The sequence below is a fragment of the Actinoalloteichus sp. GBA129-24 genome, from assembly GCF_001941645.1.
Taxonomy (GTDB): Bacteria; Actinomycetota; Actinomycetes; order Mycobacteriales; family Pseudonocardiaceae; genus Actinoalloteichus_A; species Actinoalloteichus_A fjordicus.
The window spans coordinates 4,853,855-4,878,275 of the sequence record NZ_CP016077.1 but is presented as its reverse complement, the minus strand read 5'-3'; the positions used below and the strand labels follow the sequence as shown (position 1 = coordinate 4,878,275).

Here is a 24,421-nt window from a genome sequence, read left to right as displayed (position 1 = left end):
ATACCGGCAGCCCTCGCCCTTCCGGGTTTCCGAGCAGACCGTGACGACCCGGCCCGTCTGCCCGGCCGCCCCGAGCCCGACGACGCGGCGAGCGGCTCGGCTCGTCGCGCCGTGCGGAGGCTCGGCGCCCGCCGTCACAGCTCGTCGGCGGGCGCCGCCGTGGGCTTGAGGCCGGGGTCGGTGGTGGTCTTCGTCGAGAAGTGCGCGGTCTCGCCGGGGCCGAGCAGGACGCTCTCCGGTCCGCACACGCACCGGATCGCAGGCCTGCGCGGGCCGGGCGCGGTGCGGACCGTGACGGTACGGCCGCTCACTCGGATCAGGACCGGCTGATGGTGGTAGCGGATGGTCAGCTCCAGGACGCCCAGCTCGGCGGGCCAGTGCGGATCGAGCCGCAGCATCCCCTCCCGGACCTCGATCCCCGCGAAACACCGTTGCAGCAGGTCGACGCCGCCGACCATCCCCGCGAGGTGGATGCCCTCCTGCGTCGTCCCCTTCTGGGCGTCGTGCAGGTCCGACACGACGGCTCGGTCGAAGAACTCGACGGCCCGTGCCCGGTGACTGCGTGCCAGAACCCAGGCGTGGACCACGGAGCTGAGGGTGGAGCCGTGCGAAGTGCGACGAAGGTAGTAGTCGATGTTCTTCGGTATCTGCTCGCCGGTGAAGTCGTAGCCCAGATCCCCCAAGATGGTGGTCAGCTCCTCGGCCGACAGCAGGTAGAAGAGCATCAGCACGTCGGCCTGTTTGGACGCCTGGAAGTCGTTGGGATTCTTGCCCTCCGCCTCCAGGATTCGGTCCAGCCTGCGAATGTCGGGGTAGCGGCGGCGGTAGCCGTCCCAGTCCAGTTCGGCGAGGTGTTCGTAGCCTTCGAACTGGCTGATCACGCCGTCGTCGTGAAACGGCACGAACAGCTTGCGGGACATGGAGCGCCACTGGTCGATCTCCTGATGCCCCAGCCGCAGCGCCTCGGTCAGCTCCGTGCTGCGCTCGGCGGGCAGCGCAGCGGTGACGACCTCGACCGCGATGCGACACAGCCAGGCCGTCATGATGTTGGTGTAGGCGTGGTTGTCGATCCCCGGACGATCGGTGCCCGGATAGCCGGTGTGGTATTCGTCCGGTCCGACCACGCCGTGGATGACGTACCGGTCCCGTCCGTGGTCGTACTCGGCGAGCGCGGCGAAGAACCGGGTGATCTCCAGGATCATCTCCGCGCCGTAGGAACTGAGGAACTCCTCGTCGCCGGTCGCCTGGTAGTAGTGCCACACGTTGTAGGCGATCGCGATGCCGATGTGGCGTTGCAGATGGGTGTTGTCGCGCAGCCAGTGACCCGACTCCGGGTTCAGATGCACGAACTGGCTCTCCTCCCGGCCGTTGCTGCCGCTCTGCCAGGGATACATCGCGCCGGTCAGCCCGGCGTGCCGGGCGGCGAGGCGCGCCTGGGGAAGCCGTCGGTGGCGATAGAGCAGCAGCGAACGCGTCAGGTTGGGCGTGCGCAACGTGATCGTGGGCAGCACGAAGAGCTCGTCCCAGAAGACGTGTCCCCGGTAGGCCTCGCCGTGCAGTCCGCGTGCCGGGACGCCCACGTCGAGATCGGCGGTGTGCGTCGACAGCGTCTGCGCCAGGTGGAACAGGTTGAGGTTCACCGCCTGTCGGGCGTCGACGTCGGGCGACAGCCCGAAGCGGTAACGCGACCACACCTGATCCCAGGCCATGATGTGCGCGGTCAGCAGTTCCTCGAAGTCCGCGGCGTTCTCAAGGTCGCCGAGGGCCTCCTCCCTCGGTTCGGTGGCGGCGAGGTCGCGTGAGGTGTGCAGCGAGACGATCTTCTCCAGCCGCGTCTGGCCGCCCGGCGTGAGGTCGACGCCCACGTCCTGGGCGATCAGGTCGTCGTGCCGGACCAGCGAGCGCGTCGGTTCGAGGACGTCGCCGTCGCGCCACACGGTGGCGCGGCATGCCTCGGCGACGAGGATGCCGGACTGGCTGGTCCTGGCGTGCAGCAGCACCGTGTCGGGACGCACCTCCTCGGTGTGGTGCTCGACCAGGTGGCGGCCGTTCAACGCCTGATAGCGGGCCACGCCGGAGTTGGTGACCCGGCCGTCGATGCCGCTGCGGAAGGTCAGCCGTCCGGACCAGTCCTCGGCGACGATCGTCGTCTCCAGGGCGGCCAGATGTGGCGAGCCGAGGTGGGCGAAGCGGCGCTGGACCAGCCGGGTCGTCCGGTGCCGCGAGTCCCGGAAGCGGAGTCGGCGCAGCAGCAGGCCGCGTTCCATGTCCAGCTCCTGCTCGTGGTCCAGCAGGTCGACCGAGTCCAGGGCGAACCATGGCCCGTCGTCGATCCGGAAGGTCAGCATCAGCCAGTTCGGCAGGTTGACCATCGACTCGTTCTCGATGTCCCGGCCTTCGATCCGGCTGGTCACGCGGTTGAAACAGCCTGCGATGTAGGTTCCCGGATAGTGCACGTCGTCCGCGACGGCCTCCGGCGCCGCGCCGCGCGTCGCGAAGTACCCGTTCCCGACGACGCACAATGCCTCTCGCCTGCCCTCGTCGGCCGGGTCGAATCCCTCGAAGAGCAGTTCCCACGCCGTCATGGCCGCCGCCTGCCGGTCGCGCTGCCGAGACGGGCCCGGCCCGGGCCTGCCCCCGCCGCCGTCGCCGTCGATCCGTCGACGCCGGATCGGCCCGGTCGCTCTCGGCTGCCGAGGCCGCCCGGCGGCTGGGGCTCGGTGGGCCCGCCTTGCCGATCTTCGGGCCCGGATGCGGCCCGGTCGGCCGCTGGACAGCCGGTGACGGCGAGCCCGTCCAGGTCGGTCACGACGACGTGGGCGCCCGCCTCGCGAAGCCGGGAGCCGTCTCCGGTCCGGTCGACGCCCACCACCAGTGCGAACTCGCCGCGCCTGCCTGCGATCACACCGGTTTCGGCGTCTTCGAGCACGACGGCCCTGGCGGGTGCGACCCCGAGCAGTTCGGCGGCGGCGAGGAAGGCGGCGGGCGCCGGTTTGCCGGGCAGCCCGCGCCGCGCGGCCAGGACGCCGTCGACCCTGGTGTCGAAGAGCCCGTCGATCCCGGCCCTGGCGAGGACCGCCGCGCAGTTGCGACTCGCGGAGACGACGGCGGTGCGAAGACCGCAGCCGCGCAGGGTCGTCAGCAGCCGACAGGCGTCGGGATAGGCGTGCACGCCCTGAGCCAGGGCGGCCTGGAAGTGGGCGTCCTTGCGGCGGGCCAGGCCGCGCAGCGTCTCGGGCTCGTCGGCACGGCCGTCCTCGGTCGCACGGCTGCCTTCGCTCTCCGGGCGGTCTTCTGGCAGCCGAATCCCTCGGGACCGCAGGAAGGCCCGGGCCCCGTCCTCTCGCGGCCTGCCGTCCACCTTGCGGAGATAGTCCTGCGTGCTGAACGGCCGGTGGTCCTCACCGGGAGCAGCGGGACGGGCCGTGAGGAAGTCGTCGAACAGTCGTTGCCAGGCGGCGGCGTGCACCCGCGCGGTGTCGGTCACGACGCCGTCCAGGTCGAACAGCGCCGCGTCCACCCGCCGCACGTCGATGCCAGTCATCCGCCGACTCCCCCTCTGCCATGTGGCCGTCCGGCCGACGTCCGTGCCGACCGTCGGGCCGACGTCGGTGGCGGGACCCGGTCGGTTACCCGCCGGGAGAGGAGTTCCCCGTTCGACCTCGGGTAGTCCGACGAGGGCGATCGAGCCGACGGGAAGGCGCACTGTGCGTGCCAAGGTGCCGGGCGAGCAGGGTGAGCAGCGACATCGGCGCTGGTGGCGGCGGGTGGCGTGGTCGAGAGTCGTGACCCTGGGACAGCCCGGTGTGCCCACTCGGCAGGCGTCGGGCCGAGCAGGGAGAGGGCTCCCGAGGGCAGAGACCCTGCCGAGCGGGGCCGTGCCCGCGTCGCCACTGTCCGGTGCCCCGCCGGGCCCGGCGAGACCCGGCGGGGCGAGGGCTTCCCGTGCCGAGCTCGGGCCGCCGTCCGGCCGGGAAAGACCGGCATGGTCGCGGGCGACAATGGCTGATCGGCAGTTGCCGGAAATCGAAACACCTTTTCTGCCGGAAACTTGCTATCGAGATGTTCTCGGAATTCCTGCTCGAGTCCGTGCCGCGCTCGTCATCGGGCGGCAGCTGCCGGTTTCTCGGCGATCGTCGAGTCCGGTCGCGGCCTGCGATCTCGCCGTTCGCGACGCTGTGACCAGGCAGGAAGTGGCCCTGCTGATCGGGTTCCCCGGGCCTGTCTCTGTGTTACCTTCCCACCGCAAGATCATCAAAACTCCTGCGAACCACCGGGCGAGCGAATTCATGACGAACAGACCGGCGCGGTCCTCCACGGCGCTTCGGAGCGATCGAGGCTTCATTCTTCTCATGCTTTCCACTGCGATATCGGCGTTGGGCTCTGGCATGTATCTTCCCGCGATCCAGCTTCTTGCCACCGAGATCGCGCAGCACGATCGGGTCGTCGCGGGCGTCCGGGTGGCGATGACTCTGCCTCCGGTGCTGTTCATCCTCCTGGCAGGCGTGGCGGCCGACCGGATGCGCCGTCGCAGGCTGATGATCCTTGCCGACGCGGTCCGGGCGGCGGCCGTCCTGGCCTTCGCCCTCGTGGTCGGCGCCGAGGTCCAGTCGATGTGGTTCGTCCTGCTCGTGGTGATCGTCCTGGGCTCCAGCCAGACCTTCTTCGATAGCTCGGCGCAGGCCCTGCTGCCGCAGCTGGTGCCCAAGGGCGCCCTCGTGCAGGCCAACGGCTGGCTGACGACGGCGCTGACCTTGGGATTCTCGTTCGTCGGGCCCGCGCTGGGCGGGGTGTTGTTCTCCTGGAACCACAGCCTGCCGTTCTTCGTCAACGCGCTGACCTTCGTCGTCTCGGGCTTGTTGATCCTCTGGATTCGATCCTCGACGACCCGGCTCGACGAGCCGCCGGACCGGCGGACACCCCGGTCCGGCGTCGTGGCCGACATTCGAGCAGGCCTCGCCTACACCGCCGGGCACCCGGTGCTGCGCTCGGTGACGCTGCTGGGCATCACCGTGTCGTTCTCGGTCGGGATGGTCACCGGGATCTTCGTCCTCTTCGCGACCCGGCACCTGGCGCTCGGGCCGGTGGGCTACGGAGTGCTGCTGGTCAGCGAGTCCCTCGGTGCGCTGCTCGGGAGCCTGGTCGCCCTGCGGCTGCGGGATCGGGTGGGGCGGCGGTCGGTGTTCCGGATCCTGCCGGTCGTCATGGCGCTGACCTACCTGTTGGAGATCTCCACCCGCAGCGTGCCGTTCATCTTCCTCATCATCGTGGTGGGCAATGCGGCGTTCCTGGTCTGGGTGATCACGTCGACCTCCGTTCGTCAGGAGGTCGGGCCGCCGGAGCTGCTGGGCAGGATCACCAGCGTCTATCGGCTCGGCACGCTGGCGGCCACCGGACTGGGGGCGATCATCGGAGGCCTGATCTCGGAGTCCTTCGGTGTCCGGGCGCCGTTCCTGGCCGCCGCCATGCTGCTGCTCGCCATCCCCTGGTTCGTTCCGCTGCGCGTGCCCGCCGCGCCGCCGCCGGGGCCGGGGCCGTCGGAACAGCCGCTGCCGGAACAGTCGCCGGGGCAGCTGCTCTACCCAGGGCCGCCGCTGTCCGGGCCGCCGGTCCCCGAGCAGTCGTTCCCCGGGCAGCCGCCGTCGAAGCACGGTGCGGAGGCGAGCCGGGACATGCTGCCCGGCTGATCGACCCGGTCCGTCCGGTGGCCGACCGATGCGCCGGGTGGGTGGCCGCCGGTCACGCGGTCGCGGACGGGGCCGGTGCGACCGGCCAGGCGCGCAGGGCCACGTCCACGGCTCGATCCAGCTCCTCGCGGGTGGCGCCGCCGGTGGCCTGAACGGAGATGCCGTAGGAGATGATCGCGATGTAGCGGGCGAGGTCGGCGGCATCGATCTCCGCAGGCAACTCGCCGTCGGCCTTGGCTTGCTCGAACCGGGCCCGGAGGCTGAGTTCCCCTGCGCGGCGTCGGGAGATCAGCTCCAGCCGGGCGCTCTCGGAGTTCGCGCCGGTGGCCAGCGCGCCCTGCACGACCAGACAGCCTCGGCCGGGGATCGTGGTCGCGACCGTGGCGCCGCCGCGCAGCAGGCACTCCGCGGCAGCCAGCGCGGTGGGGGCCTCGACCGCGTCCCTGATGTGGCGGGCGGGTCCGTCGAGGTAGCGGTCCACCGCCTTGTGGAACAGCGACTCCTTGTTGCCGTACGCGGCGTACAGGCTCGGCCTGCTGATGCCCATCGCCTCGGTCAGGTCCGTGATCGCCGTGCCTTCGTAGCCCTGGTGCCAGAACACCTCGAGTGCGCGGTCCAGCCGCTCGTCCACGTCGAACTCGCGGGGGCGTCCGGTGGCCATGGCCGACCTCCTTACTTCTGTACTGCTCGATAGGCTACCGTCGCAGTTGTATACCGAGCGGTATTTAAGTCGAGAGGGAGAACTCATGACGACGCAGCAGGCAGCCAGGGTCGCGTTGGTGACCGGGGGCTCGCGCGGCATCGGGGCGGCCACCGCCCGTGCCTTGGCCGATGCGGGCCTGGATGTGGTGATCAGCTACGCCGCCTCGGCAGACAAGGCGCAGGAGGTCGTCCGCGACCTCCAGAGCAGGGGAGTCCGCGCCGCCGCGTACCGTGCGGACCAGTCCGACTCCCGTCAGGTCGCCGAGCTGGTCGACACCGTGGCGGCCACGTTCGGCAGGCTGGACGTCCTGGTCAACAACGCGGGAGTGGCGGTCAACGGCGCCGTCGACGATCCCGAGCCCGACACGGCCGCCTTCGATCGCCAGGTCGTCGTCAACCTCGGCGGGGTGGTCACCGCCATCCGCGCGGCGACCAGGGTGCTCGGTCGAGGCGGACGGATCATCACCGTCGGCTCGACGCTCGCCGCCCGCGCCGGGTTCCCGAACCTGGCCGACTATGCGGCCACCAAGGCGGCGGTCACCGGTTACAGCCGAGGCGCCGCACGAGATCTCGCCGCGCGCGAGATCACCGTCAACGTCGTGCAGGTCGGCCCGGTCGCCACCGACATGAACCCACCGCAGGGCGGGTGGGCCGACCAGCAGCGGGCCACCGTCGCGCTGGGACGGTTCGGCACCCCGGAGGAGATCGCGGCGGGCATCGTCTTCCTCGCGAGCCCCGGCGCCTCTTTTATTACCGGCAGCGTGCTCACCATCGACGGCGGCGTCCTGGCCTGACCGCCCGCGCGGCGGAGGGCAGGGCCGGGGCAGGGGAGACGTCCGCCGATCACACCGGTCGCTGAAAGCGCGACGAGGTTCGGGGGAGTCCGTCCCGGCGGTCGCGGCGCTCGGCGCTGCCCTGGGCGAGGCCGGTTCGAGTACGTCGGCTCCCGGTCACGCCGTCGACCTGTTCCCGCAGGATGTCGGCGTGACCGGCGTGCCGGGCGGCCTTCTCGATCATGTGCTCCGCGATGACCCGCAGCGGGTCGCACCGGTCCTTGCCGGAATGCCCGCCACCGCCGAGCACCCGATCTCCTCTGGTGGTCCGGCCCTGGTCGGCCTGCGGACGCGCATGCATCGGGCGAGCCCAGCTGCCCGCTCGCCCCGGCCGGAACGCCGAGCCGACGGCGTCCCGACCGGGAGCGTGCCCGAGAGTGCCCCGGTCACAACCCGCCGGAGCAGCCCGGTTCGTCTACACCGCCCTGAATCCACGGCAGGTTCACCTTGCGGAAGGCGATCGAGCGGTTCGAGGTCGAGTTGCTCCCGGTGTTCTCGTTCACCTCGATCAGCGCGCCGACGTGATAGTCGGCGGTCTTGGCGATGCTGGAGTAACCGCCCTCGCGGTAGGTGGAGCTCTCACCGGACAGTGGGGCGTCGGAGAACGGTCGGCTGTAGCTCCAGGTGCGTCCCTCGTCCTCGCTCATCCGGATGCGCATCCTGGTGCGCGTCTCGGTGCTGGCCGAGTTCACGAAGGCCAGCCGGGCGGGTGCATCGGAGTTGTAGCGCATGGTCGACGCCTCGTTGATCGGGTCCAGCAGGCAGCTCGCGGGGGCGAAGGGACTGAAACCGGACTCGATCGACCCGCGCGAGACCCAGCGGCGCTTCCCTCGCTCCGCAGTCGCCGTCGTCGGCCGGTCGTTGCGGTAGAGACTGCCGTCGGCCAGTTCCAGGATCGTGGACTCGCCGGTCTGCTCCATGGCGGCGCCGCCGGTGGTGCGCATGACCTCGACCTGCCAGGTCGCGCCGTGGTCGTCGCTGTAGATGTTGCGATGCTGGGCCGGGATGACGAGCCTGCCGGGATTGCGCACCGTGGTCTGGATGCCGACGCCGGGGCCGACGGCATCCCAGTTCCAGCTGGAGCCGTTGGCCCGCGTTCGGGGCTTCAGCGTGTCGGACATGTTCACGGGGGCGGTCCAGCTCACCCCGTCGTCGCTGCTGGAGGACACCCACACCTGTCGGTCGTCCCAGGAGTTCACGGTGCCGCTGCCCTCGGGCTGGTGGTTCATGAACAGCCAGATCCGATTGTTCGTACGGTCCACCACGGGCGTCGGGTTTCCCCAGGTGCCCTGTCCTCGGCCGACGACCTCGCTCAGTCCGGACCACGACGATCCGTTGTTCGTCGATCGCTTGTACAACAGATTGATGTTGCCGAAGTCGCGATTGTTCGCCGCGCGTCCTTCGGCGAAGGCGATCAGGGTGTTGCGATTCGTCCGGATCAGCGCCGGAATGCGGAACGAGTGGTAGGTGAGTCCGTTGAAGGACTCATTGCCGCCGTTGAAGAGGATTCGTGCGGACTGGGAGGGCGCGGCGGCGATCTCCGCCTCGGCGACGGCTGCCGCCTCTGCCACGATCGGCTGTGGGGGTACGTCGGCCGGGCCGTCGGCGGCGATGGCCGCGCCAGAGGTGGAGACGGCGGCGACCAGCGCGCCCGCCAATGCCAGCACGACCCCGCGTGAGTGTCGTCGTCGTCCCGTTCTGAACAGAAGTGTCCGTGCCACCGGGTTCTCCTTCGCGGCCGTTCTCTCTGCGGAGAAGAAATCTATTCGATCATTCGCGCGTCCGACCAGAGCCGAAGGTCAGTTCCTCGGCTGTTCACCCGATGATCACTCGGCCCGCGCGCGGCCGAACTTCGCCGACCAATAGGCCCTTACGCGGTGGACGGACCCGGCCTCCGGCACCTTCTCGACCGATCGGCCGAGGGCACCGGAGTCGGGCGGTCGTCGATCAGGATCGGCCGTCGTCCACGCCGAAGGCGGCGGCCAGCTCGTCCAGCATCTGCTCGGCGCCCTGAAGACTCACCGAGGTGACCCAGACCTCGTCGTCGACCGTGGTGATCTCGCCTTCCAGTCTGCCCCACAGCGGGTTCGACTCGAACTGCTCCTGCGGGTTCTCGGCCTCCGCTGCGGGATCGGTGTAGGTGGACACGAAGATGGTGTCCGCGTCCAGCTCGGTGATGTCCTCTTGGCTGAGGTTCACCATGATCTCGTCCTCGGAGTCCGCCTGGCCCGCAGGCCGGGCTAGTCCCGCGTCGGCCAGGATGATGCCGGGGAAGGACGCGCTGGTGTAGAGCCGGACCGTCGGCTCGCCCTCGACGAAGCGGGCCATCGTGACGGTGGCGTCCCGGCCCAACTCCTCGCGGATCGACTCGCCGATGCTCGCCGCCCGCTTCTCATAAGCGTTGATGCGCTCCTCGGCGAGCTCCTCACGCCCGGTGGCCTCGCCGAGGAGCCGGATGTTGTCCTTCCAGGTCGCCCCGGTGGTCTCGCTGAAGACAGTGGGCGCGACCTCGTTCAGCTCCGAGTAGATCTCCTCGTGCCGCACCCGCGCCGAGACGATCAGATCGGGCTCGACGTCCCACAACATCTCGACGTCGGGGGCGGTGATCTCGCCGATCACGGTAGCCGCCTCGGCCTGGGCCTGCTCGTCCTCCGACAGGTATCCGGGAAGCGCGCCGTCGGCGGTGTGGTAGTTGATCCGCGCCACCACGTCCAGGTCTAACGCCATCGCGGCGTCGATGTAACTGGTGTCGAGTGCCGCGACGCGCACCGGCTGGGTCTCCAGGGTCGTCTCGCCCATGGCATGGGTGACCGTCCGGGGAAACCCGTCCTGGCTCGCGCCCTCCGGCGCGGAACCGGCGGGCTCCTCCCCGCCCCCGCAGGCGCTGACCAACAGGCAGATCGCGAGTGGAACGGCGATGGCCGCCCCCCTGGAGCGATGACGTACGGCACTCGGCATCTCACTCGTCCTTTGTTCGGTTAGCCTTGCCTCAGCATGGTACGAGGCGGGCGGGACGGCGTCGGCGTCGCCTGTGGCGAGCGAGCGAAGCCGCCCTGGTCGCGCGACGCGGGCGGTGAACGGCGGTGACGGCTGATCGGCCGGGGCTCTGGGGCGGCAGGAGCCCGGCGAGCCTGCCGGAATCGGCACCGCGATCGACGGACCCGGCAGGAATGCGACGGCTGCGCCGAGGCATCGCGGTGCTGGCCTCGCCGCAGGAATCGGTAAGGCTAGCCTCAGAGCCTGTCTGTGATCCCTCTGGAGTCGTGAGCGGGGATCAGCGTGGCTGAGCTGTGAGGCGGAGGAAGGAGGCATAACGGAGTTGTGTCGACTGACGACAACGCCGCAGATCGCCGCTGCCTGCCCCGCGCAACAGGAAAGTGGGGATCAAAGACAGGCTCTAAGATCCCTCCGCGCGGGCGGACAGCCTGGGCGGCCGGGGGACGTCTGGGGGGACGGACCGGCGCGGCGGGGCAGGCCGGACCGGAGATGCCGAGTCGACCTCGCCCGCGGGCCGTGACACGAGACGATCATCGACGGTCCGCCTGCGATCGGACGATCCCGACGGATGTCGTGAGGAGACCAAGGTGACCGCGACCAGCAATGCCGTTCGGCGCCGTGCGCCCGACGGGTGGGCCCGCCGCAGGGCGGCGGGTTTGACGCTGCTCTGCGTCGCGCTGGTACTGGCCGTCGCCGCGAGCGTCTCGATCGGGTCGCGAACCATCCCGCTCGATCTGGTGTGGGCGGCACTGGTCGACCCGCAGGGCACCGAGTTCGACGACATCATCCGGTCGTTACGCCTCCCGCGCACCGTGCTCGGCCTGCTGGCCGGGGCAGGCCTCGGCGCGGCGGGTGCGCTGATGCAGGGTCACACCCGGAATCCGCTGGCCGACCCCGGCATCCTCGGCGTGACGCAGGGCGCCGCCTTCGCGACCGTGCTGGCCGTGGTCGTCTTCGGGATTCGTGACCTCCAGGGCTTCATCTGGTTCGGCTTCGCGGGCGCGTTGATCGCCAGCGTGGTCGTGTTCGTCCTCGGCTCGCTCGGCGGCTCCACGCCGGTGACGCTGGCGATGGCGGGCGCGGCCGTCACCGCGCTCCTCAGCGGCCTCGTCGCCGCCGTGGTGCTGGGCAGCCGGGCCGGGATGGAGATCTACCGCTTCTGGCAGGTCGGCTCGATCGCCGCCCGCGAGTACTCCGTCTCCGGGCAGGTCGCGCCCTTCCTGCTGGTCGGGATAGTGCTCGCCCTGCTCAACGCGCGGGGCCTGAACGTGCTCGCGCTGGGCGAGGACATGGCGCGGGCGTTGGGACAGAACATCCGGCTCACCCGGATTCTCGGCGTCACGGCGATCACGCTGCTCACGGGCGCGGTCGTCGCGGCCTGCGGCCCGATCGCCTTCCTCGGCCTGGTCGTGCCGCACCTGGCCCGGTTCATCACCGGTCCGGACTACCGCTGGATCGTGCCCGTCTCGGCGTTGACCGGCGCGGTCCTGCTGCTTGCCGCCGACGTGCTGTGTCGCGTCGTGTCCTCCGACAGCTTCGAGGTGGGCATCATGCTCGCCGTCCTCGGCGCGCCGGTCTTCATCTGGCTCGTCCGGCGGAAGGGACTGATCCGGCTGTGACCGTCCACGATCGACACCTCGACACGGCCGACAAGACCGCCGGGGCGGGCGAATCCGCTCAGCAGCCCGGGCAGCCTCAGCAGGCGCCCGGCGGCCCCGGCGCCCCCGACGGCGGCGCGGCGGGCAGCGAGCACTCGGCCGAGCCCGATCAGCCGATCATCCGCTCACTGCGCGTCGGACCGGTCTCGATGATCCTGCGGCCGCGCGTCGTCATCGTCACGGTCGTCGCACTCGCCCTGCTCGTCCTGGTCGCCGCGCTGAACATCGGCCGGGGCACCTCGCAGATCGAGGTGTTCGACGTGCTGCGCACTCTCGCGGGCGGCGGTGATCGTCGGGAGAACGGCATCATCTTCGGCCTGCGGATGCCCAGGACCCTCACCGGCATCCTCGTCGGCGCCGCCCTCGGCCTGTCCGGGGCGATCTTCCAGTCCCTGGCCCGCAATCCGCTCGCCAGTCCCGACATCCTCGGCGTCACCTGGGGAGCGGGCGTCGGCGCCGTCGCCGTCATCGTGCTCGGCGGGTCGCGCGGCACGATCAGCGGTGTCGCCGCCCTCGGCGTCCCCGCCGCCGGGCTCGTCGGAGGTCTCACCGCGGGCTTCCTGCTGTATCTGCTGTCCTGGCGGCAGGGCATCGACGGGTACCGGATGGTCCTGGTGGGCATCGGGCTGTCGGCGATCGGCGGCAACATCGTCTACTGGCTGCTCACCGTGGGAGACGTGGACGACGCGAGCCGGGCGACCGTCTGGCTGGTCGGCAGCCTCACCAACGCAGGCTGGGACGCCGTCGGACCGCTCGCGATCGCCGTCGCGATCCTGATCCCGGCCGCGCTGGTGTGCTCTCGGGTACTCGGCGGACTCCAGTTCGGCGACGACACCTCCCGGGCACTGGGCATCCGGGTCGACGCCGCGCGCGGCACGCTGTTGCTGCTCGCCGCCGCCCTGGCCGCCGTGGCCGCCGCGACGGCGGGCCCGATCTCCTTCGTCGCACTGGCGACTCCACAGATCGCGATGCGGCTCGTCGGGACCGCACAGCCTCCGCTGGTGGCGTCGATGGTGCTCGGCGCGCTGCTCACCGTGAGCGCCGACCTGGCCGTGCGGATCACCCCGGGCCTGTCCCACCTGCCGGTCGGGGTCCTCACCGCCATCCTCGGCGCGCCCTACCTGATCTACCTGTTCGTCAAGACCCGGCGTAGGCAGCAGACCTGAGCAGTCACCGAGATCCGATCCCACCAGCCGCCGCCGGATCGGGCCGGGTCCGCCAGGTGACGGACCCGGCCCGAGGCCGTGCGCTGCTGTTCGGACGCCGTCGCGGCGATCAGCCCGCCGAGCCGGGGTTCAGGATCACCGGCAGCTCGTGGTGTCCATTGGAGATGAACGAGGACATCGGCACCAGCTCGTCCGCAGGCACCGCGAGCCTCATGTTCGGGAACCGGGCGAACAGGGCGGGCAGGGCGGTCTTGACCTCCATGCGAGCCAGCGGCGCCCCCAGGCAGTAGTGCACGCCGTGGCCGAAGGCCAGGTGGTCCTTGGCCGCGCGGGTCAGGTCGAACTGGTCCGCGTCGGCCCCGTGCCGCTCCGGGTCCCGGCCGGTGGCCGCGTACGCGGCCAGGATCCGGTCCCCCTTGCGGATGAGGATGTCGCCGATCTGGATGTCCTCCACCGCGTACCGCAGCGGCAGGTTCGCCACCGGGGCCTGCCAGCGCATCGTCTCGTCGATCACGTCGTCCCAGGACCGTTCGCCGGATCGGACGAGTTCGAACTGGTCGGGATACGTGAGCAGCGCGGTGATCGCCTGGTCCAGCAGATTGACCGTCGTCTCGTGACCGGCGGACAGCACCAGGGCCAGGGTGTCGAGCAGTTCGATCTCGTCCAGCCGCGAACCGTCCTCGTCGCGCGCGTTGATCAGCGCGGAAGCGAGGTCGTCACCGGGATTCGCCCGCTTGTCGGCGACGAAGGCGCCCATGAGCTTGTAGAGGTCCTCTCCCAGCGCCATGGCCTCCTCCGGGGTCGCGGCGGTGTCGAACACGCCGTCGACCACCCGACGCAGCTCCGGCCGGTGCTCCTCCGGAACACCGAACAGCGCGCAGATGACCTCGATCGGCACCGGGAAGCAGAAGCCCTCGCGCAGATCGACCGGCGTGTCCTGGGGGCCGGCCGCCAGCTCGGCGATGAGTCGCTCGGTGATCGACTCGATCCACGGTTGGAGGGCGTTGACCCGCCGGGCGGTGAATGCCTTGGAGACCAGCGAGCGCAACCGCTTGTGATCGTCACCGTAGGCGTTGAACATGTTCTTGACGCCCACCCAGGTCGTCAGGACCGAGCTGAGCACCACCTTGCCCTCGGCGTAACCGGGCCAGTGCTGGTTGGGGTCCTTGGACACCCGAGGATCGGACAGCAGCTTCCGAAGGTGGTCGTGGCTGTTCACAGACCACGCCACCACCGGACCAGGGAGTTCAACCAGCGTCGCGGCTCCCCGCTCCCTGAGGAGCCGGGCCTCTCCTTGGATGTCGGCGCCTGCGGGGTCGATGACGTAGGGGCTGGACTGACGTTCCATCTGTTGTCTCCAGGGTTCTCGTCGGTCTGGGCGGAGGGACGAACTGCGGGAAAACGGACGGGCAGCGCGTTGAGCGCCCGGTGGAACGGCCCCGGCCGCCACGTCAGGTCATCGACGGGGACGGCGAGTTCCAGATCCGGCAGGCGGTCGAGAAGCGTCTCGACCGCCACCGCGGCGATGGTCATCGCCTGGGACTGGGCGGGGCAGACATGGGGGCCCGCGCTCCACGCCAGGTGCGCCCGGTTTCCCGAGGCACGGGCGGAGGACAGCGCGGGGTCGGCGTTCGCGGCGGCCAGGCTGATCAGGACGGGCCGATCACCGGGAATGCGCACGCCGCCTGCGAGGTAGACGTCGTGGATCGGGTGCGTGGTCGCGTAGTTGGCCATCGGCGGGTCGGTCCAGAGGATCTCCACCAGCGCGTCGTCGACCGAGACACTGCCCCCGGTCAGCCCGCCCGCGAACCGGTCGTCGGAGAGCAGCAGCCGCAGCACGTTCGCGATGAGGTTCTGCGTCGGCTCGATGCCCGCCGCCACGAGCAGCATGATCGTGCTGAGCAGCTCCTCCTGTGTCAGTTCGGCGGGATGGGCGATCAGCCAGGAGACGATGTCTCTGCCTGGCTCGGCACGACGCATCTCGACCAGCTCGACGGTGCAGAGCACGAGTTCGGTGTTGGCCTGCTCGGCGTCCGCCGCGACCCCCTCGAAGATCGTCCCCAGCGCCTTGGTCAGTCGTTCGCTGAGATGAGGAGGGGTGTTGAACATCTGGTCGAAGACCAGAATCGGCAGGAGCCTGCCGTACTGGGTGAGCAGGTCCGCCTCGCCGACCGGAGCGAACTCGTCGATCAGCGTGGCGGCACCGCGCTCGACATAGCCCCGCAGGGTCCCGGAGTCGACCCCGCTCAGACCGTCGTTCAGCGCGCTCCGCAGCCTGCGGTGCAGCTCGCCGTCGGTGAACAGACAGTTCTCCCGGTACATCAGCATCGGCAGCACCGGGGAGTCCGCCGGGATGGTCTGCTGCCAGCGTCGCGGGTCCTTCGGGAAGTTCCTCGGATCGCGCAGCACCTCCAACGCCGTGGCGTAGCTCGTCACGAGCGTGGCGGGCACGCCGGGGGCGATCTCGACCGGTGCGACGGGCCCTTGGGCCCGCAGCGACTCATAGACCGCGTTCGGATCGGCCGCGAACTCCGGCACGTACAACCGAGTCACGCCGTCGTGCGCCGGGCAGCCGGGTGGCGGCATCGGCTGCTGCCGACCTTCCGGCGGGTGTACGTGGTCCTGGCCGAGGGGATCGGTGGGAGTCACACGTTCTCCTGGAGCGTCGTCGGTGTGGGACGGGACGAGAATCAGGCGGGAAGTGTTCGTGTGCAGGCAGCGGGCCTGCCGACTCCGACGTCGGTGCCGGTCCGCCGGGTCGATCTGGTTCCGGTCGACCGGGCGTCGGGAGTCGGAAGGAGCCGAGACCGACGCGGCGGGTCGGCGGTCACTGGCCGCGCCACCACCGGACGAGCGCGCTCATCCAGCGCGGCCCGGTGGTGCGGGCGCGGCCGCCAGGCGCCCCCGCCTGCGGTGCGGTCGCCGTCGGCCTGCCCGACGGCGGGTCTGCCGCCTGCCTGCTGCTGCCGCCGACGGCGCGCGCCTCGATGGGCGCGGTGGGCACCGGTCCGCCCGGGTCCTCTGGAACCGCCACCGGGGGAAACCGCACGGGCAGCGCCGTCAGCGCTCGCTGGAAGGGACCGAGCCGCCACCGCAGGTCCTCCTCGGGCAGCGCCAGCTCCACGTCGGGGAGCCGGTCCAGCACCTTCTCGATCGCCAGCGAGGCGATGATCCGGGCCTGGGACTGACCGGGACAGGTGTGCGGGCCCGCACTCCAGGCGAGATGCGCCCGATTGCCGGTGCCTCGATCCCCAGCCAGATTCGGATCGATGTTGGCGGCGGCGTAGCTGACCACCACGGGCCTGCCCGCAGGCAGCACCGTCCCGTCCGGCAGCCGGACGTCCTCGGTGGGATAGGCGGGTCCGAAGTTGGCCAGCGGCGGGTCGGTCCAGAGGATCTCGACGAGTGCGTCGTCCACCGGCAGGCTGCCGCCGGAGAGGTCACCGGCGAACCGCGCGTCCGACAACAGCAGGCGCAGGGCGTTTGCGATGAGGTTCTGCACCGGCTCGATACCGCCCGCGAGCAGCATCGTGAGCTGGTCCATCAGCTCCTGGGTGTCGAGTCGGTGAGGATGGGAGATCAGCCAGGAGAGCAGGTCGTTGCCGGGATTCTGCTGTCGCAGGGTGATCAGCTCCAGCATGCAGCGGCCCAGTTCCTGATTGGCCTCGGCTGCCTCCGCACCCCCCTCGAAGATCGCCGCGAGACAGCGCACGAGGGAGGCGCTCAGGTGTGGCGGGCAGTCGAGCAGCTGGTTGAACACCAGGATCGGCAGCAGCCGCGCGTACTCGGCGAGTAGATCTGCCTCCCCCTTGTCGGCGAAGTCGTCGATGAGGGTGTCCGCACTGCGCTCCACATACTTGCGCAGCGTGGTCGGATCGATCCGGTCCAGGCTGTCGGTCACCGAGGACCGCAGCCTGCGGTGAACCTCACCGTCGTTGAACACCGCGCTCTGCCGGTGCTGCATCATCGGCAGCACAGGACAGTCCGGCGCCATCGTCTGCTGCCATCGGCGGGGATCCCTCGGGAAGTTCTCCGGATCACGCAGCACCGCCAAGGCGGCCTCATAGCCGATCACCAGACTCGCGGTGACCCCGGGACTCAGTTCGACGAGGCCTGCCGTGCCCTGTCTGCGCAGCTCGGTGTAGATCGCGGCGGGGTCCTCGGCGAACGCGGCCGAGTAGAGCGCGGTGGCTGCGACGGTGTCGGTCCGGATGCGCGCGGGCATCGCAATCGGCCCGGTGGGCGCGGACGGCGCGTGCGCCGGGCAGCCGGGCGGGGGACCGCCGTCGCGGCTCGCGGGATCGGTGGTGGTCACAGGGTGCTCCTATGGTGCTGTCGGGACAGGCCCTCGACGCCGAGACCTGCCGGGGTCATCGGTGGCGAGGGCATCTGGTCGTCGGACTCGTGACGGCGAAGGCAGGCCCGGCGGACCCGGTGCGCCGTCGGGTGAGACACGCCCGGCGCAGCTGAGTGCCTGCTCGGCCGACGATCGCGTGGCTGGGTCTCGACTGGGACGGCCCGGCGGTGTCCGCCCGGCGCTCGGGCCGACGGTGCACTACGAGACGGGCTCGACACCGCCGCCTGCGTCGACGAACGCCGAAGCGGCACCGGGACACGCCGACCCTGGCCGAGAGCGGGTTCCACCCCCGTCCCGCCAGCACTCAGCGCAGGGTCGAGCCCGAACCGTCGTCGTCCGAAGCAGGACAAGGGACGATCCGCGACCCCGGTGGAGAGAGATGACGTCACCGGGCGGAGATCCTCCGGCGGGCAGGTGACGGCGAGGCCGCTCGAGATCGCGGCAGACGGGGTGATTCCGGCTCCCGCCTCGGAGTGCAGGGTCACGCCGTGGCAGCCGCCGAGACCGTGCCGTCCGCCGCAGCGGTCGCCGTGCGGGCTCCGGGCTCCGCTGCCGACGTCGATTGGCCCCGGGGCCCCGCGTCGACGACGGGCGTCTCCCGGCGAGACACCCGGATCCGCGGTGGCGAGTCCGGGCCTGCCGCTGACTCGGGTGAGATCACGATTCGGTGCTCCTACTGCGTTGCATCCAGCCGGATGCCTGCGGTGTCCGACGAGGGTGGCCGCTGCCGTGGCGACGACACCGGATCACGGTGTCGTCGCCGCACGACCTGCCATGGCGGCGGCGGCGTTCTCGTGCACCGCAGACGCAGTCCCTGGTGGGGCGACCGGGCGGTCGCGCCAGGGTCTCTCTCGTCGCGCGCGGAAGCCGCGCGCGCAAACCTCCAAGTGCGGGTCGGATCAGCCCTTCGCGGCGACGAGCGTCGCGGGAAGGCCGAGGTGACCGTTGGAGACGAAGGACCGCACCGGCCTGAGCTCGTCAGGCCGGCCGGCCAGGGCGATGTCGGGGAACCGGTCGAACAGGGCGGGCAGCGCGATCCTGGCCTCGAGCCGGGCCAGGGGAGCGCCGAGGCAGTAGTGCACCCCGTGCCCGAAGGAGAGATGATCCTTGACGGCTCTGGTGGCATCGAACCGATCGGCGTCCTCGCCGTAGTGCGCCGGGTCCCGCCCGGCGCCTGCGAAGAACGCCAGGATCGCGTCACCCTTGCGGATCGTCACGCCCGCGATCTCGAGGTCCTCCACCGCGTAGCGCAGCGGAAGACTCGCGATCGGCGCGTTCCACCGCAAGGCCTCCTCGATGACGTCGTCCCAGGTGATCGCGCCGGAGCGCACCATGGCCAGCTGATCGGGATTGGTCAGCATCGCGGTCATGGCCTGGTCGAGGAGATTGGTGGTCGTCTCGTGGCCCGCCCCGAGCATCAGCAGCAGGGTGTCGACCAGCTCGTGCTCCTGGAGCCGGGTTCCGTCCTGCTCGTGAGCGTCGATCAGGGCGCTGGTCATGTCCTCGCCCGGCGTGCCCTGCTTCAGCTCGACCAGCTTGTTGAGCAGCGTGTAGAGCTGCATCTGGTTGGCCCGTGCCTCGTCGGGGCCCAGCGTGGTGTCGAAGATGCCGTCGACGATGTGATGCAGTTCGTCACGCCAGTCCGCAGGCACGCCGAACATGGTGCTGATCACCGCGATGGGCAGCGGGTAGGCGAGCCCGGCACGGAGGTCGACCGTGGCACCGTTCCCGCCCTCGGCGCCCAGGTCGTCGATCAGCCCGGAGACGAGCTTCTCGATGCTGGGCGCGAGCGCGGCCACCCGTCTAGGCGTGAACGCCTTGGAGATCAACGAGCGTAACCTGGTGTGATCGGCACCGTACGCGGAGATCATGTTCTGCACCGCGACGAACGTGTACAGATGCCAGTCCGGCGTGATCTCCCCGTCCGCCCACGCCTGCCAGTGCGCCCTGGCGTTGCGGGAGACCCGAGAGTCGGTGGTCAGATCCCGGATCTGCTCATGCCCCGCTACTGCCCACGCCACCACCCCACCAGGGAGTTCAACCAGCGAGGGCGCCCCGACCGCCCGGAGTGCTGCTGCTTCGGACTGGATGTCGGTTCCGGTGGGGTCGATGACGGTGGAACCGGCTTGTCGTTCCATCTGCTGTCTCCAGTGGTCTCGTCGGATCGGACGGGTACCGAGGGGAAGCGAAGCGGGAGCGCGGTCAGCGCTCGGAGGAACGGTCCCGGCCGCCACGCCAACTGATCGGCCGGGACGGCCAGTTCGAGGTCGGGCAGCCGGTCGAGCAGCTTCTCGATGGCCACCGAGGTGATCAGTCGCGCCGGGGACTGTGCCGGGCAGACGTGGGCGCCGCCGCCGAAGGCCAGATGGGCGCGGTTCCCGGAGCGTGTCTCGGAGGCCAGCGCCGGATCGGTGTTGGCCGCGGTGAGGCTGATCAGCACCGGCTTGTCCTGCTCCAGGACGATTCCGTTGAACTCGACGTTCCGGGTCGGGTAGGTCATGCAGAAGTTCGAGAACGGCGGGGTCGTCCACAGGACCTCGATCAGGGCGTCCTCCACCGGCATGCTGCCGCCCGCGAGGTCGCCCGCGAACCGATCGTCGGACAACAGCAGGAGCAGCGCGTTGGCGATCCAGTTCTGGGTGGGCTCGACGCCCGCACCCAGCAACAGGACCAGCTCATGGATCATCTCCTCGTCGGTGAGCTGTGCGCTGTGCTGCAACAGCCACGAGGTCACGTCCTGGCCGGGCTCCGCCCGCTTGGCGGCGATCAGCTCGAGGAGGATGCCCAGCAGTTCCTCATTGGACTTCTCCGGCTCGATGCCGTCGAAGACGTTGGTCATCGCGATGATCATCCTGCTGCCGGGCTCCTCGGGGACGCCCATGAGGAGCTGGATGACCATCAGCGGCAGGATCTTGGCGTACTGATTGAGCAGATCCGCCTCACCTTCGCCGGCGAAGGTGTCGATGAGCCGGTCGGCACTGCGCTCGATGTGGTTGCGCAGGGTGTTCGGCTCGATCCGGTCCAGGCTGTCGGTGATCGCGCCGCGCAGCCTGGCGTGGCGAGGCCCGTCCGCGTGATAGCAGTTGGGCCGGTACATCATCATGCCGATGATCGGGCTGTCCTGGGGCGCCGTCGCCTGCCACGTCCGGCCGTCCTTGCGGAACGTGTCGGAGTCGCGCAGCACTTCCAGCGCGATGCGGTAGTCGGTGACCAACGACGCCGACACGCCGGGAGCCAGCTCCACCTGCGAGATCGGCCCGCTGCGGCGCAGTGCTTCGAGGGTGCGCATGGGGTTCGCGGCGTAATCCGCGCCGTACAGCGGCATTCCCGGTTGAGTCCGGCCGTGTGCGGGGCAGCCCGGCGGCGGCTGGAGGTCGGTCGTGTCCGGTGTGGTCACTCTTGCTCCTGGGCAGTACTGGCGAGGAGATACTCGACGAGGGTGATCAGTGCTCTGGTGGAGGACGCCGGATCGCGGGCGTCGCACATGACGAGGGGAGTGGACGGCAGCAGGTCCAGCGCCTCACGCAGTTCCTCCTCCGAATGGGAGGACGCGTCGTCGAAGTGGTTGACGGCGACCGCGTAGCGCAGACCCTGCTCCTCCAGCAGGCCCATGACCTCGAAGGAGTGTTCGAGTCGGCGGGTGTCGACGAGGACGAGCGCGCCGAGCGCACCGGAGGCGAGGTCCTCCCACATCGGGGTGAAACGCTGCTGGCCGGGCGCGCCGAACAGGTACAACACAAGCTGTTCGTTGAGCGTCAGCCTGCCGAAGTCCATCGCGACCGTGGTGGTCTTCTTCTGCTGCACCCCGGCGAGGTCGTCGACCAGCGCGCCCGCCTGCGTCATCGTCTCCTCGGTCCGCAGCGGGCGGATCTCGGACAACGTGCCGACGAACGTCGTCTTGCCGACTGCGAAGTGGCCCACGATCAGCAGCTTGACCGCGGTCCGCACGGTCTCGCGCAGATAGACGCGATCAGAGGCGAGCGCGGAGTCCATCAAGCACCTCCTGAAGGAGCTTCATGCTGGGCAGATCGGTCGTCGGGACGGGCGCCGTCGTCTGGATGTGGCCGCTGTCGACCAGATCGCTGAGCAGGACCTTCGTGACGCTGACGGGGAGCTCGAGGTGACCGGCGATCTCGGCGACCGACAGCGAGCCGCCCCGACACAGCTCCATCAGGCGGCGCTTCTCGGGGCTGAGTCCGGTCAACTGGTCCCGAGCCGCGCTCACCAGCGTGATCAGTCCGAACGTGTTTCGAGTCGGGTGCGCTCGACCACCGGTCACCACATGGGGCCGGACCAGCGCCCGCTCGTTGCGGGGCGGGTTCACACCGGACTTCCTGAATCGGACCGCTGCGGGCTGGTCAACTCCTTGCCCAGCCGCTGCACCAGCTCCTGAAGGCGGAAGGACACCGTCTCCATGTCGACCTTCTCGGTGGTCGACACCGCGAGGTAGGCCCTCGGGCCCGCGGCGACGAGGAACACGTAGCCGTGTTGGAACTCGTTCACCGTCTGCTGCCACGGCGTGTTCGGGTCGCCGCAGAACTCCGCGGTGCTGCGGGCCAGCGCCTGCAGACCGGACATCCCGGCCGCGTGACGCTCGGCATCGTCGCGATCGATGCGCTCCGAGTGGGCCATGAGCAGGCCGTCCGCCGAGAGGAGGATCGCGTGACGGGTCTCCGGGACTCTCAGCGCATCGTCGAGCATCCAGCCCAGCTTGTTCTGCACGGGGTCGGTCATGCCTGGGGGTTCCCTTCACTGTCAGACGATTCGGTGTCACGGCCGGACCGGGTGCCGCGTTGCCACGCGCCCATGCCCGCCGCGGTCTCGCTCGCCGGGCGAGCCGACGGTGCGGACGGCGGCAGGGTCTGCTCGGTGGCGGGCGGACGGACGCCGGTGCGTGGTGCGTGCCGACGGCGCTTGGGCAGTCCGCCCGCGGTCGACGCGGGGGTGTGCGACGGGGTGGTGAGCGAGGGAGCCTGTGTCACGACGGGTGTCGGCGCAGGCTCCTGCCGTGCGGGAGCGGGCGGTGCGATCCGGGTGAGCAGCGCGGTGGGGAGGAAGACGACGGCGCGAACGCCGCCGAAGGGGGAGGTCGTGTCGACCGAGACGGTGAATCCGTACCGGGCGGCGAGTACGCCGATCACGGCGAAGCCGATCTGCGGCGGGTCGCCGAGTCGGTTGATGTCGGCCACCTCTCGGCCCGCCAGCAGGCCTGCGGCCCGCCGGATCTCCTCGGCGTTCATGCCGACGCCCGCGTCGTCGATCACGATCGCGGTGCCGTTGTGGGCGTGTCGGAAGTTGACCTCGACGGAGGTGTTGGGCTGCGAGTGTCGAGCGGCGTTGTCCAGGATCTCCGCCAGCGTGAGGACCACCGGCTCCACGGCGCGGCTGATGACCGCGTTGTCGATCTGGGCGTGCACGTCGACCCGGCGGTAGTCCCTGATCCGCGACGTCGCACCGCGCACGATGTCGGTCAGGGAGGACGCGGAGCGCTGCTGTCCCGGCCAGGAGCCGCACAGCACGGCGGTGGCCTGGACCCGGCGGCCCAGCTGGGAGTTCGCGTGGTCGATCCGCAGCAGGTCCTCGAGGACGTCGGGGTCGTCGTGGCGGTCCTGCATGGTGGAGATCGCGAGCTGCTGCTCGTTGGCCAGGCTCTGGACCGTGCGCATCATGGCCTTCAGCGTGGTCCTGGCCGACTGGTCGACCCGGCTCATCGCCTTCTCGACGGACTCGGTGACCAGGGCCACCACGAGCTGAAGGTTCTGTCCGTACGGCGTGTTCGCGAGGTGCGGGTGCAGGGGGCCCGGCACGTCGGCGGCCATGTGGCTCAGCGCGTCCACCAGCGCGGGCAGCCGAGCGGAGACGAGGTGTCGGGCCTCCTCGTCGCGCGCCCGCAGATCGTCCTCCAGAGCGGTGTTGCGTGCGCGCAGTTGCGTGGAGATCTGCTGCTGGCGGACCAGCAGGATCACCAGCGCGAGCGCGCCGACGACTAAGCACCACAACGCGATGGTCAACAGCACTTGTTGTTCCATGAGATCCTCGTGAACGGGGCGGATGGGAACGGACCGCGCCATCGAGCCCGCCGGATATTCACCCGGCTGCACGATTGCGCTTCGATCGATGACGACTTATGGGATTGGTGCGCCTCCCTGCGTCATGCCGGCGGCATCCGCGAGTTCTTGCTGGTCTTCTCCTGTTTCATGATCAGCTCCTCTGGGACCCTACACAGCCGCACATTGGTGTCAATGCCCAGGGGGTGCGCCCGTTGATTGTTGCACGTATCACAGGTCGGGCAAGGCTGCGGTGTGGCAGCACCTTCCGAGGCCGCTGATCGGAGCCCGTCGAATGTACGCCCGCGAGGTTTGCCACTCGTTGTGGCAGTCGACCGAGTCGTCGCCGCACTGAAGTGGAAGCGCCGAGACTCGGGGCCCGAGTATTCGATCGCTCCACCCCGGATATCGCTCCCGGGACGGGGCAGCCGGGACCGGTGCCGCAGACCGTGCGGAGTTCGCGCGTCGGCCGCGCGGGTCGCTGTGCCGTCGTCGCCGACTGCATCGACGCGCGGCCGGGCCGTTGTCCTGCGACGACGCCGAGATCGATCACTAGTTCCGCCGGTTGTAGGCGTCGGCGTGCGGCCTGATTCCGGCCGTCGTCCTCGGTCGGAGAATTGGCAGGCTCGGTGCCGTCGAGCTTCCGGGTCATCGGCCGTGTTCCATTCTCGGTCGAGTGTTCTCTCGGATCTCACCAGCATCACGGCGGCGGTCGATGCGAAGTGCCGCGCAGGTCGGGGGCGATAGGGAGCGGGCAGGATCGGCATTGCCGTGCCGCCGGTTCGGTCAATGATCGGCGGATCTCCCTCCCGCGTCGACAACGCCGCTCCTACCATGCTGACCAGCGGCGATCGCCCAGTGCCGTGCACTGCCCTCGGGTCAGCCGCGTCGAGCGCGCTTGATACTGCCACAGATATCTCCGACTGCCCACGGAGTGTTCGTCTTCGGTCCTCGACGTGTCCTCGGCGTCGATT

Annotated in this window: 19 protein-coding genes; 4 read left to right on the top strand and 15 right to left on the bottom strand. The window is 70.0% G+C overall.

Going from position 1 to position 24,421, the window contains the following annotated elements; translation table 11 throughout:
* Positions 1 to 134: 134 nt before the first annotated feature.
* Complete coding sequence (locus UA75_RS20910) at positions 135 to 2,585, bottom strand: glycoside hydrolase family 65 protein (RefSeq protein ID WP_075741705.1); 2,451 nt, start codon at positions 2,583 to 2,585, stop codon at positions 135 to 137.
* Complete coding sequence (locus UA75_RS20905) at positions 2,582 to 3,544, bottom strand: HAD family hydrolase (RefSeq protein ID WP_083691059.1); 963 nt, start codon at positions 3,542 to 3,544, stop codon at positions 2,582 to 2,584. Before UA75_RS20905 ends, UA75_RS20910 begins: the two co-directional genes overlap by 4 nt.
* Between UA75_RS20905 and UA75_RS35095 the strand changes: the two genes are divergently transcribed.
* On the top strand, positions 3,534 to 5,687 hold the full coding sequence (locus tag UA75_RS35095; protein ID WP_083690831.1) for an MFS transporter: 2,154 nt from the start codon (positions 3,534 to 3,536) through the stop codon (positions 5,685 to 5,687). The genes UA75_RS20905 and UA75_RS35095 overlap by 11 nt on opposite strands.
* Positions 5,688 to 5,739: 52 nt before the next feature.
* Here UA75_RS35095 and UA75_RS20895 read toward each other — a convergent pair whose 3' ends face one another.
* Positions 5,740 to 6,348 (bottom strand): TetR/AcrR family transcriptional regulator, encoded by a 609-nt coding sequence (locus UA75_RS20895; protein ID WP_075741702.1) that lies wholly within the window; start codon positions 6,346 to 6,348, stop codon positions 5,740 to 5,742.
* An 85-nt stretch (positions 6,349 to 6,433) separates the two neighbouring features.
* On the opposite strand from UA75_RS20895, the gene UA75_RS20890 reads away from it, so the two are divergent.
* The gene (locus tag UA75_RS20890) at positions 6,434 to 7,183 is read left to right on the top strand and encodes an SDR family NAD(P)-dependent oxidoreductase (protein ID WP_075741701.1); all 750 of its coding nucleotides are present in this window, start codon (positions 6,434 to 6,436) and stop codon (positions 7,181 to 7,183) included.
* 49 nt (positions 7,184 to 7,232) lie between these two features.
* On the opposite strand, the gene UA75_RS32055 is transcribed toward UA75_RS20890, so the two are convergent.
* The 3 genes from UA75_RS32055 to UA75_RS20875 form a co-directional block, all read right to left on the bottom strand.
* Positions 7,233 to 7,523, bottom strand: coding sequence for a DUF664 domain-containing protein (locus UA75_RS32055; protein WP_083683406.1), 291 nt, complete (start codon positions 7,521 to 7,523; stop codon positions 7,233 to 7,235).
* Between the two features lie 85 nt (positions 7,524 to 7,608).
* Positions 7,609 to 8,943: a sialidase family protein gene (locus UA75_RS20880; RefSeq protein WP_198042796.1), complete on the bottom strand. Its 1,335-nt coding sequence runs from the start codon at positions 8,941 to 8,943 to the stop codon at positions 7,609 to 7,611.
* A gap of 226 nt (positions 8,944 to 9,169) precedes the next feature.
* Positions 9,170 to 10,180, bottom strand: a complete 1,011-nt coding sequence (locus UA75_RS20875) for an ABC transporter substrate-binding protein (RefSeq protein ID WP_083690829.1) — start codon at positions 10,178 to 10,180, stop codon at positions 9,170 to 9,172.
* A gap of 626 nt (positions 10,181 to 10,806) precedes the next feature.
* Here UA75_RS20875 and UA75_RS20870 point away from each other — a divergent pair.
* Positions 10,807 to 11,838 carry a FecCD family ABC transporter permease gene (locus UA75_RS20870; protein WP_075741700.1) on the top strand — a complete coding sequence of 344 codons (1,032 nt, stop codon included), beginning with the start codon at positions 10,807 to 10,809 and terminating at the stop codon, positions 11,836 to 11,838.
* Between the two features lie 188 nt (positions 11,839 to 12,026).
* On the top strand, positions 12,027 to 13,043 hold the full coding sequence (locus UA75_RS20865) for a FecCD family ABC transporter permease (RefSeq protein ID WP_083684105.1): 1,017 nt from the start codon (positions 12,027 to 12,029) through the stop codon (positions 13,041 to 13,043).
* A gap of 109 nt (positions 13,044 to 13,152) precedes the next feature.
* Here UA75_RS20865 and UA75_RS20860 read toward each other — a convergent pair whose 3' ends face one another.
* The 9 genes from UA75_RS20860 to UA75_RS20825 form a co-directional block, all read right to left on the bottom strand.
* Positions 13,153 to 14,277, bottom strand: a complete 1,125-nt coding sequence (locus tag UA75_RS20860; RefSeq protein WP_075741699.1) for a cytochrome P450 family protein — start codon at positions 14,275 to 14,277, stop codon at positions 13,153 to 13,155.
* The gene (locus UA75_RS34695; RefSeq protein WP_232237347.1) at positions 14,259 to 15,692 is read right to left on the bottom strand and encodes a cytochrome P450; all 1,434 of its coding nucleotides are present in this window, start codon (positions 15,690 to 15,692) and stop codon (positions 14,259 to 14,261) included. Before UA75_RS34695 ends, UA75_RS20860 begins: the two co-directional genes overlap by 19 nt.
* 178 nt (positions 15,693 to 15,870) lie before the next feature.
* Entirely contained in the window at positions 15,871 to 17,358 is a 1,488-nt protein-coding gene (locus UA75_RS20850) for a cytochrome P450 (protein ID WP_083683399.1), read from the bottom strand.
* 941 nt (positions 17,359 to 18,299) lie between these two features.
* Positions 18,300 to 19,421 carry a cytochrome P450 family protein gene (locus UA75_RS20845; protein ID WP_318533258.1) on the bottom strand — a complete coding sequence of 374 codons (1,122 nt, stop codon included), beginning with the start codon at positions 19,419 to 19,421 and terminating at the stop codon, positions 18,300 to 18,302.
* Complete coding sequence (locus UA75_RS34690) at positions 19,406 to 20,797, bottom strand: cytochrome P450 (RefSeq protein ID WP_232237345.1); 1,392 nt, start codon at positions 20,795 to 20,797, stop codon at positions 19,406 to 19,408. The genes UA75_RS20845 and UA75_RS34690 overlap by 16 nt, the downstream gene beginning before the upstream one ends.
* Positions 20,794 to 21,393, bottom strand: a complete 600-nt coding sequence (locus tag UA75_RS20840; RefSeq protein WP_075741697.1) for a GTP-binding protein — start codon at positions 21,391 to 21,393, stop codon at positions 20,794 to 20,796. The genes UA75_RS34690 and UA75_RS20840 overlap by 4 nt, the downstream gene beginning before the upstream one ends.
* Positions 21,371 to 21,724, bottom strand: a complete 354-nt coding sequence (locus UA75_RS20835) for a DUF742 domain-containing protein (RefSeq protein WP_075741696.1) — start codon at positions 21,722 to 21,724, stop codon at positions 21,371 to 21,373. Before UA75_RS20835 ends, UA75_RS20840 begins: the two co-directional genes overlap by 23 nt.
* Positions 21,721 to 22,134: a roadblock/LC7 domain-containing protein gene (locus tag UA75_RS20830; protein ID WP_075741695.1), complete on the bottom strand. Its 414-nt coding sequence runs from the start codon at positions 22,132 to 22,134 to the stop codon at positions 21,721 to 21,723. The genes UA75_RS20835 and UA75_RS20830 overlap by 4 nt, the downstream gene beginning before the upstream one ends.
* Entirely contained in the window at positions 22,131 to 23,429 is a 1,299-nt protein-coding gene (locus UA75_RS20825) for an ATP-binding protein (RefSeq protein ID WP_075744025.1), read from the bottom strand. The genes UA75_RS20830 and UA75_RS20825 overlap by 4 nt, the downstream gene beginning before the upstream one ends.
* Positions 23,430 to 24,421: the final 992 nt, after the last annotated feature.

Coding starts and splice junctions, on each gene's coding strand:
- UA75_RS20830 (WP_075741695.1), bottom strand. CDS start 22,134: ATGACCGACCCCGTGCAGAACAAGCTGGGCTGGATGCTCGACGATGCG.
- UA75_RS20905 (WP_083691059.1), bottom strand. CDS start 3,544: ATGACTGGCATCGACGTGCGGCGGGTGGACGCGGCGCTGTTCGACCTG.
- UA75_RS20910 (WP_075741705.1), bottom strand. CDS start 2,585: ATGACGGCGTGGGAACTGCTCTTCGAGGGATTCGACCCGGCCGACGAG.
- UA75_RS20890 (WP_075741701.1), top strand. CDS start 6,434: ATGACGACGCAGCAGGCAGCCAGGGTCGCGTTGGTGACCGGGGGCTCG.
- UA75_RS20895 (WP_075741702.1), bottom strand. CDS start 6,348: ATGGCCACCGGACGCCCCCGCGAGTTCGACGTGGACGAGCGGCTGGAC.
- UA75_RS20840 (WP_075741697.1), bottom strand. CDS start 21,393: ATGGACTCCGCGCTCGCCTCTGATCGCGTCTATCTGCGCGAGACCGTG.
- UA75_RS20865 (WP_083684105.1), top strand. CDS start 12,027: ATGATCCTGCGGCCGCGCGTCGTCATCGTCACGGTCGTCGCACTCGCC.
- UA75_RS20875 (WP_083690829.1), bottom strand. CDS start 10,180: ATGCCGAGTGCCGTACGTCATCGCTCCAGGGGGGCGGCCATCGCCGTT.
- UA75_RS20825 (WP_075744025.1), bottom strand. CDS start 23,429: ATGGAACAACAAGTGCTGTTGACCATCGCGTTGTGGTGCTTAGTCGTC.
- UA75_RS35095 (WP_083690831.1), top strand. CDS start 3,534: ATGCCAGTCATCCGCCGACTCCCCCTCTGCCATGTGGCCGTCCGGCCG.
- UA75_RS32055 (WP_083683406.1), bottom strand. CDS start 7,523: ATGCATGCGCGTCCGCAGGCCGACCAGGGCCGGACCACCAGAGGAGAT.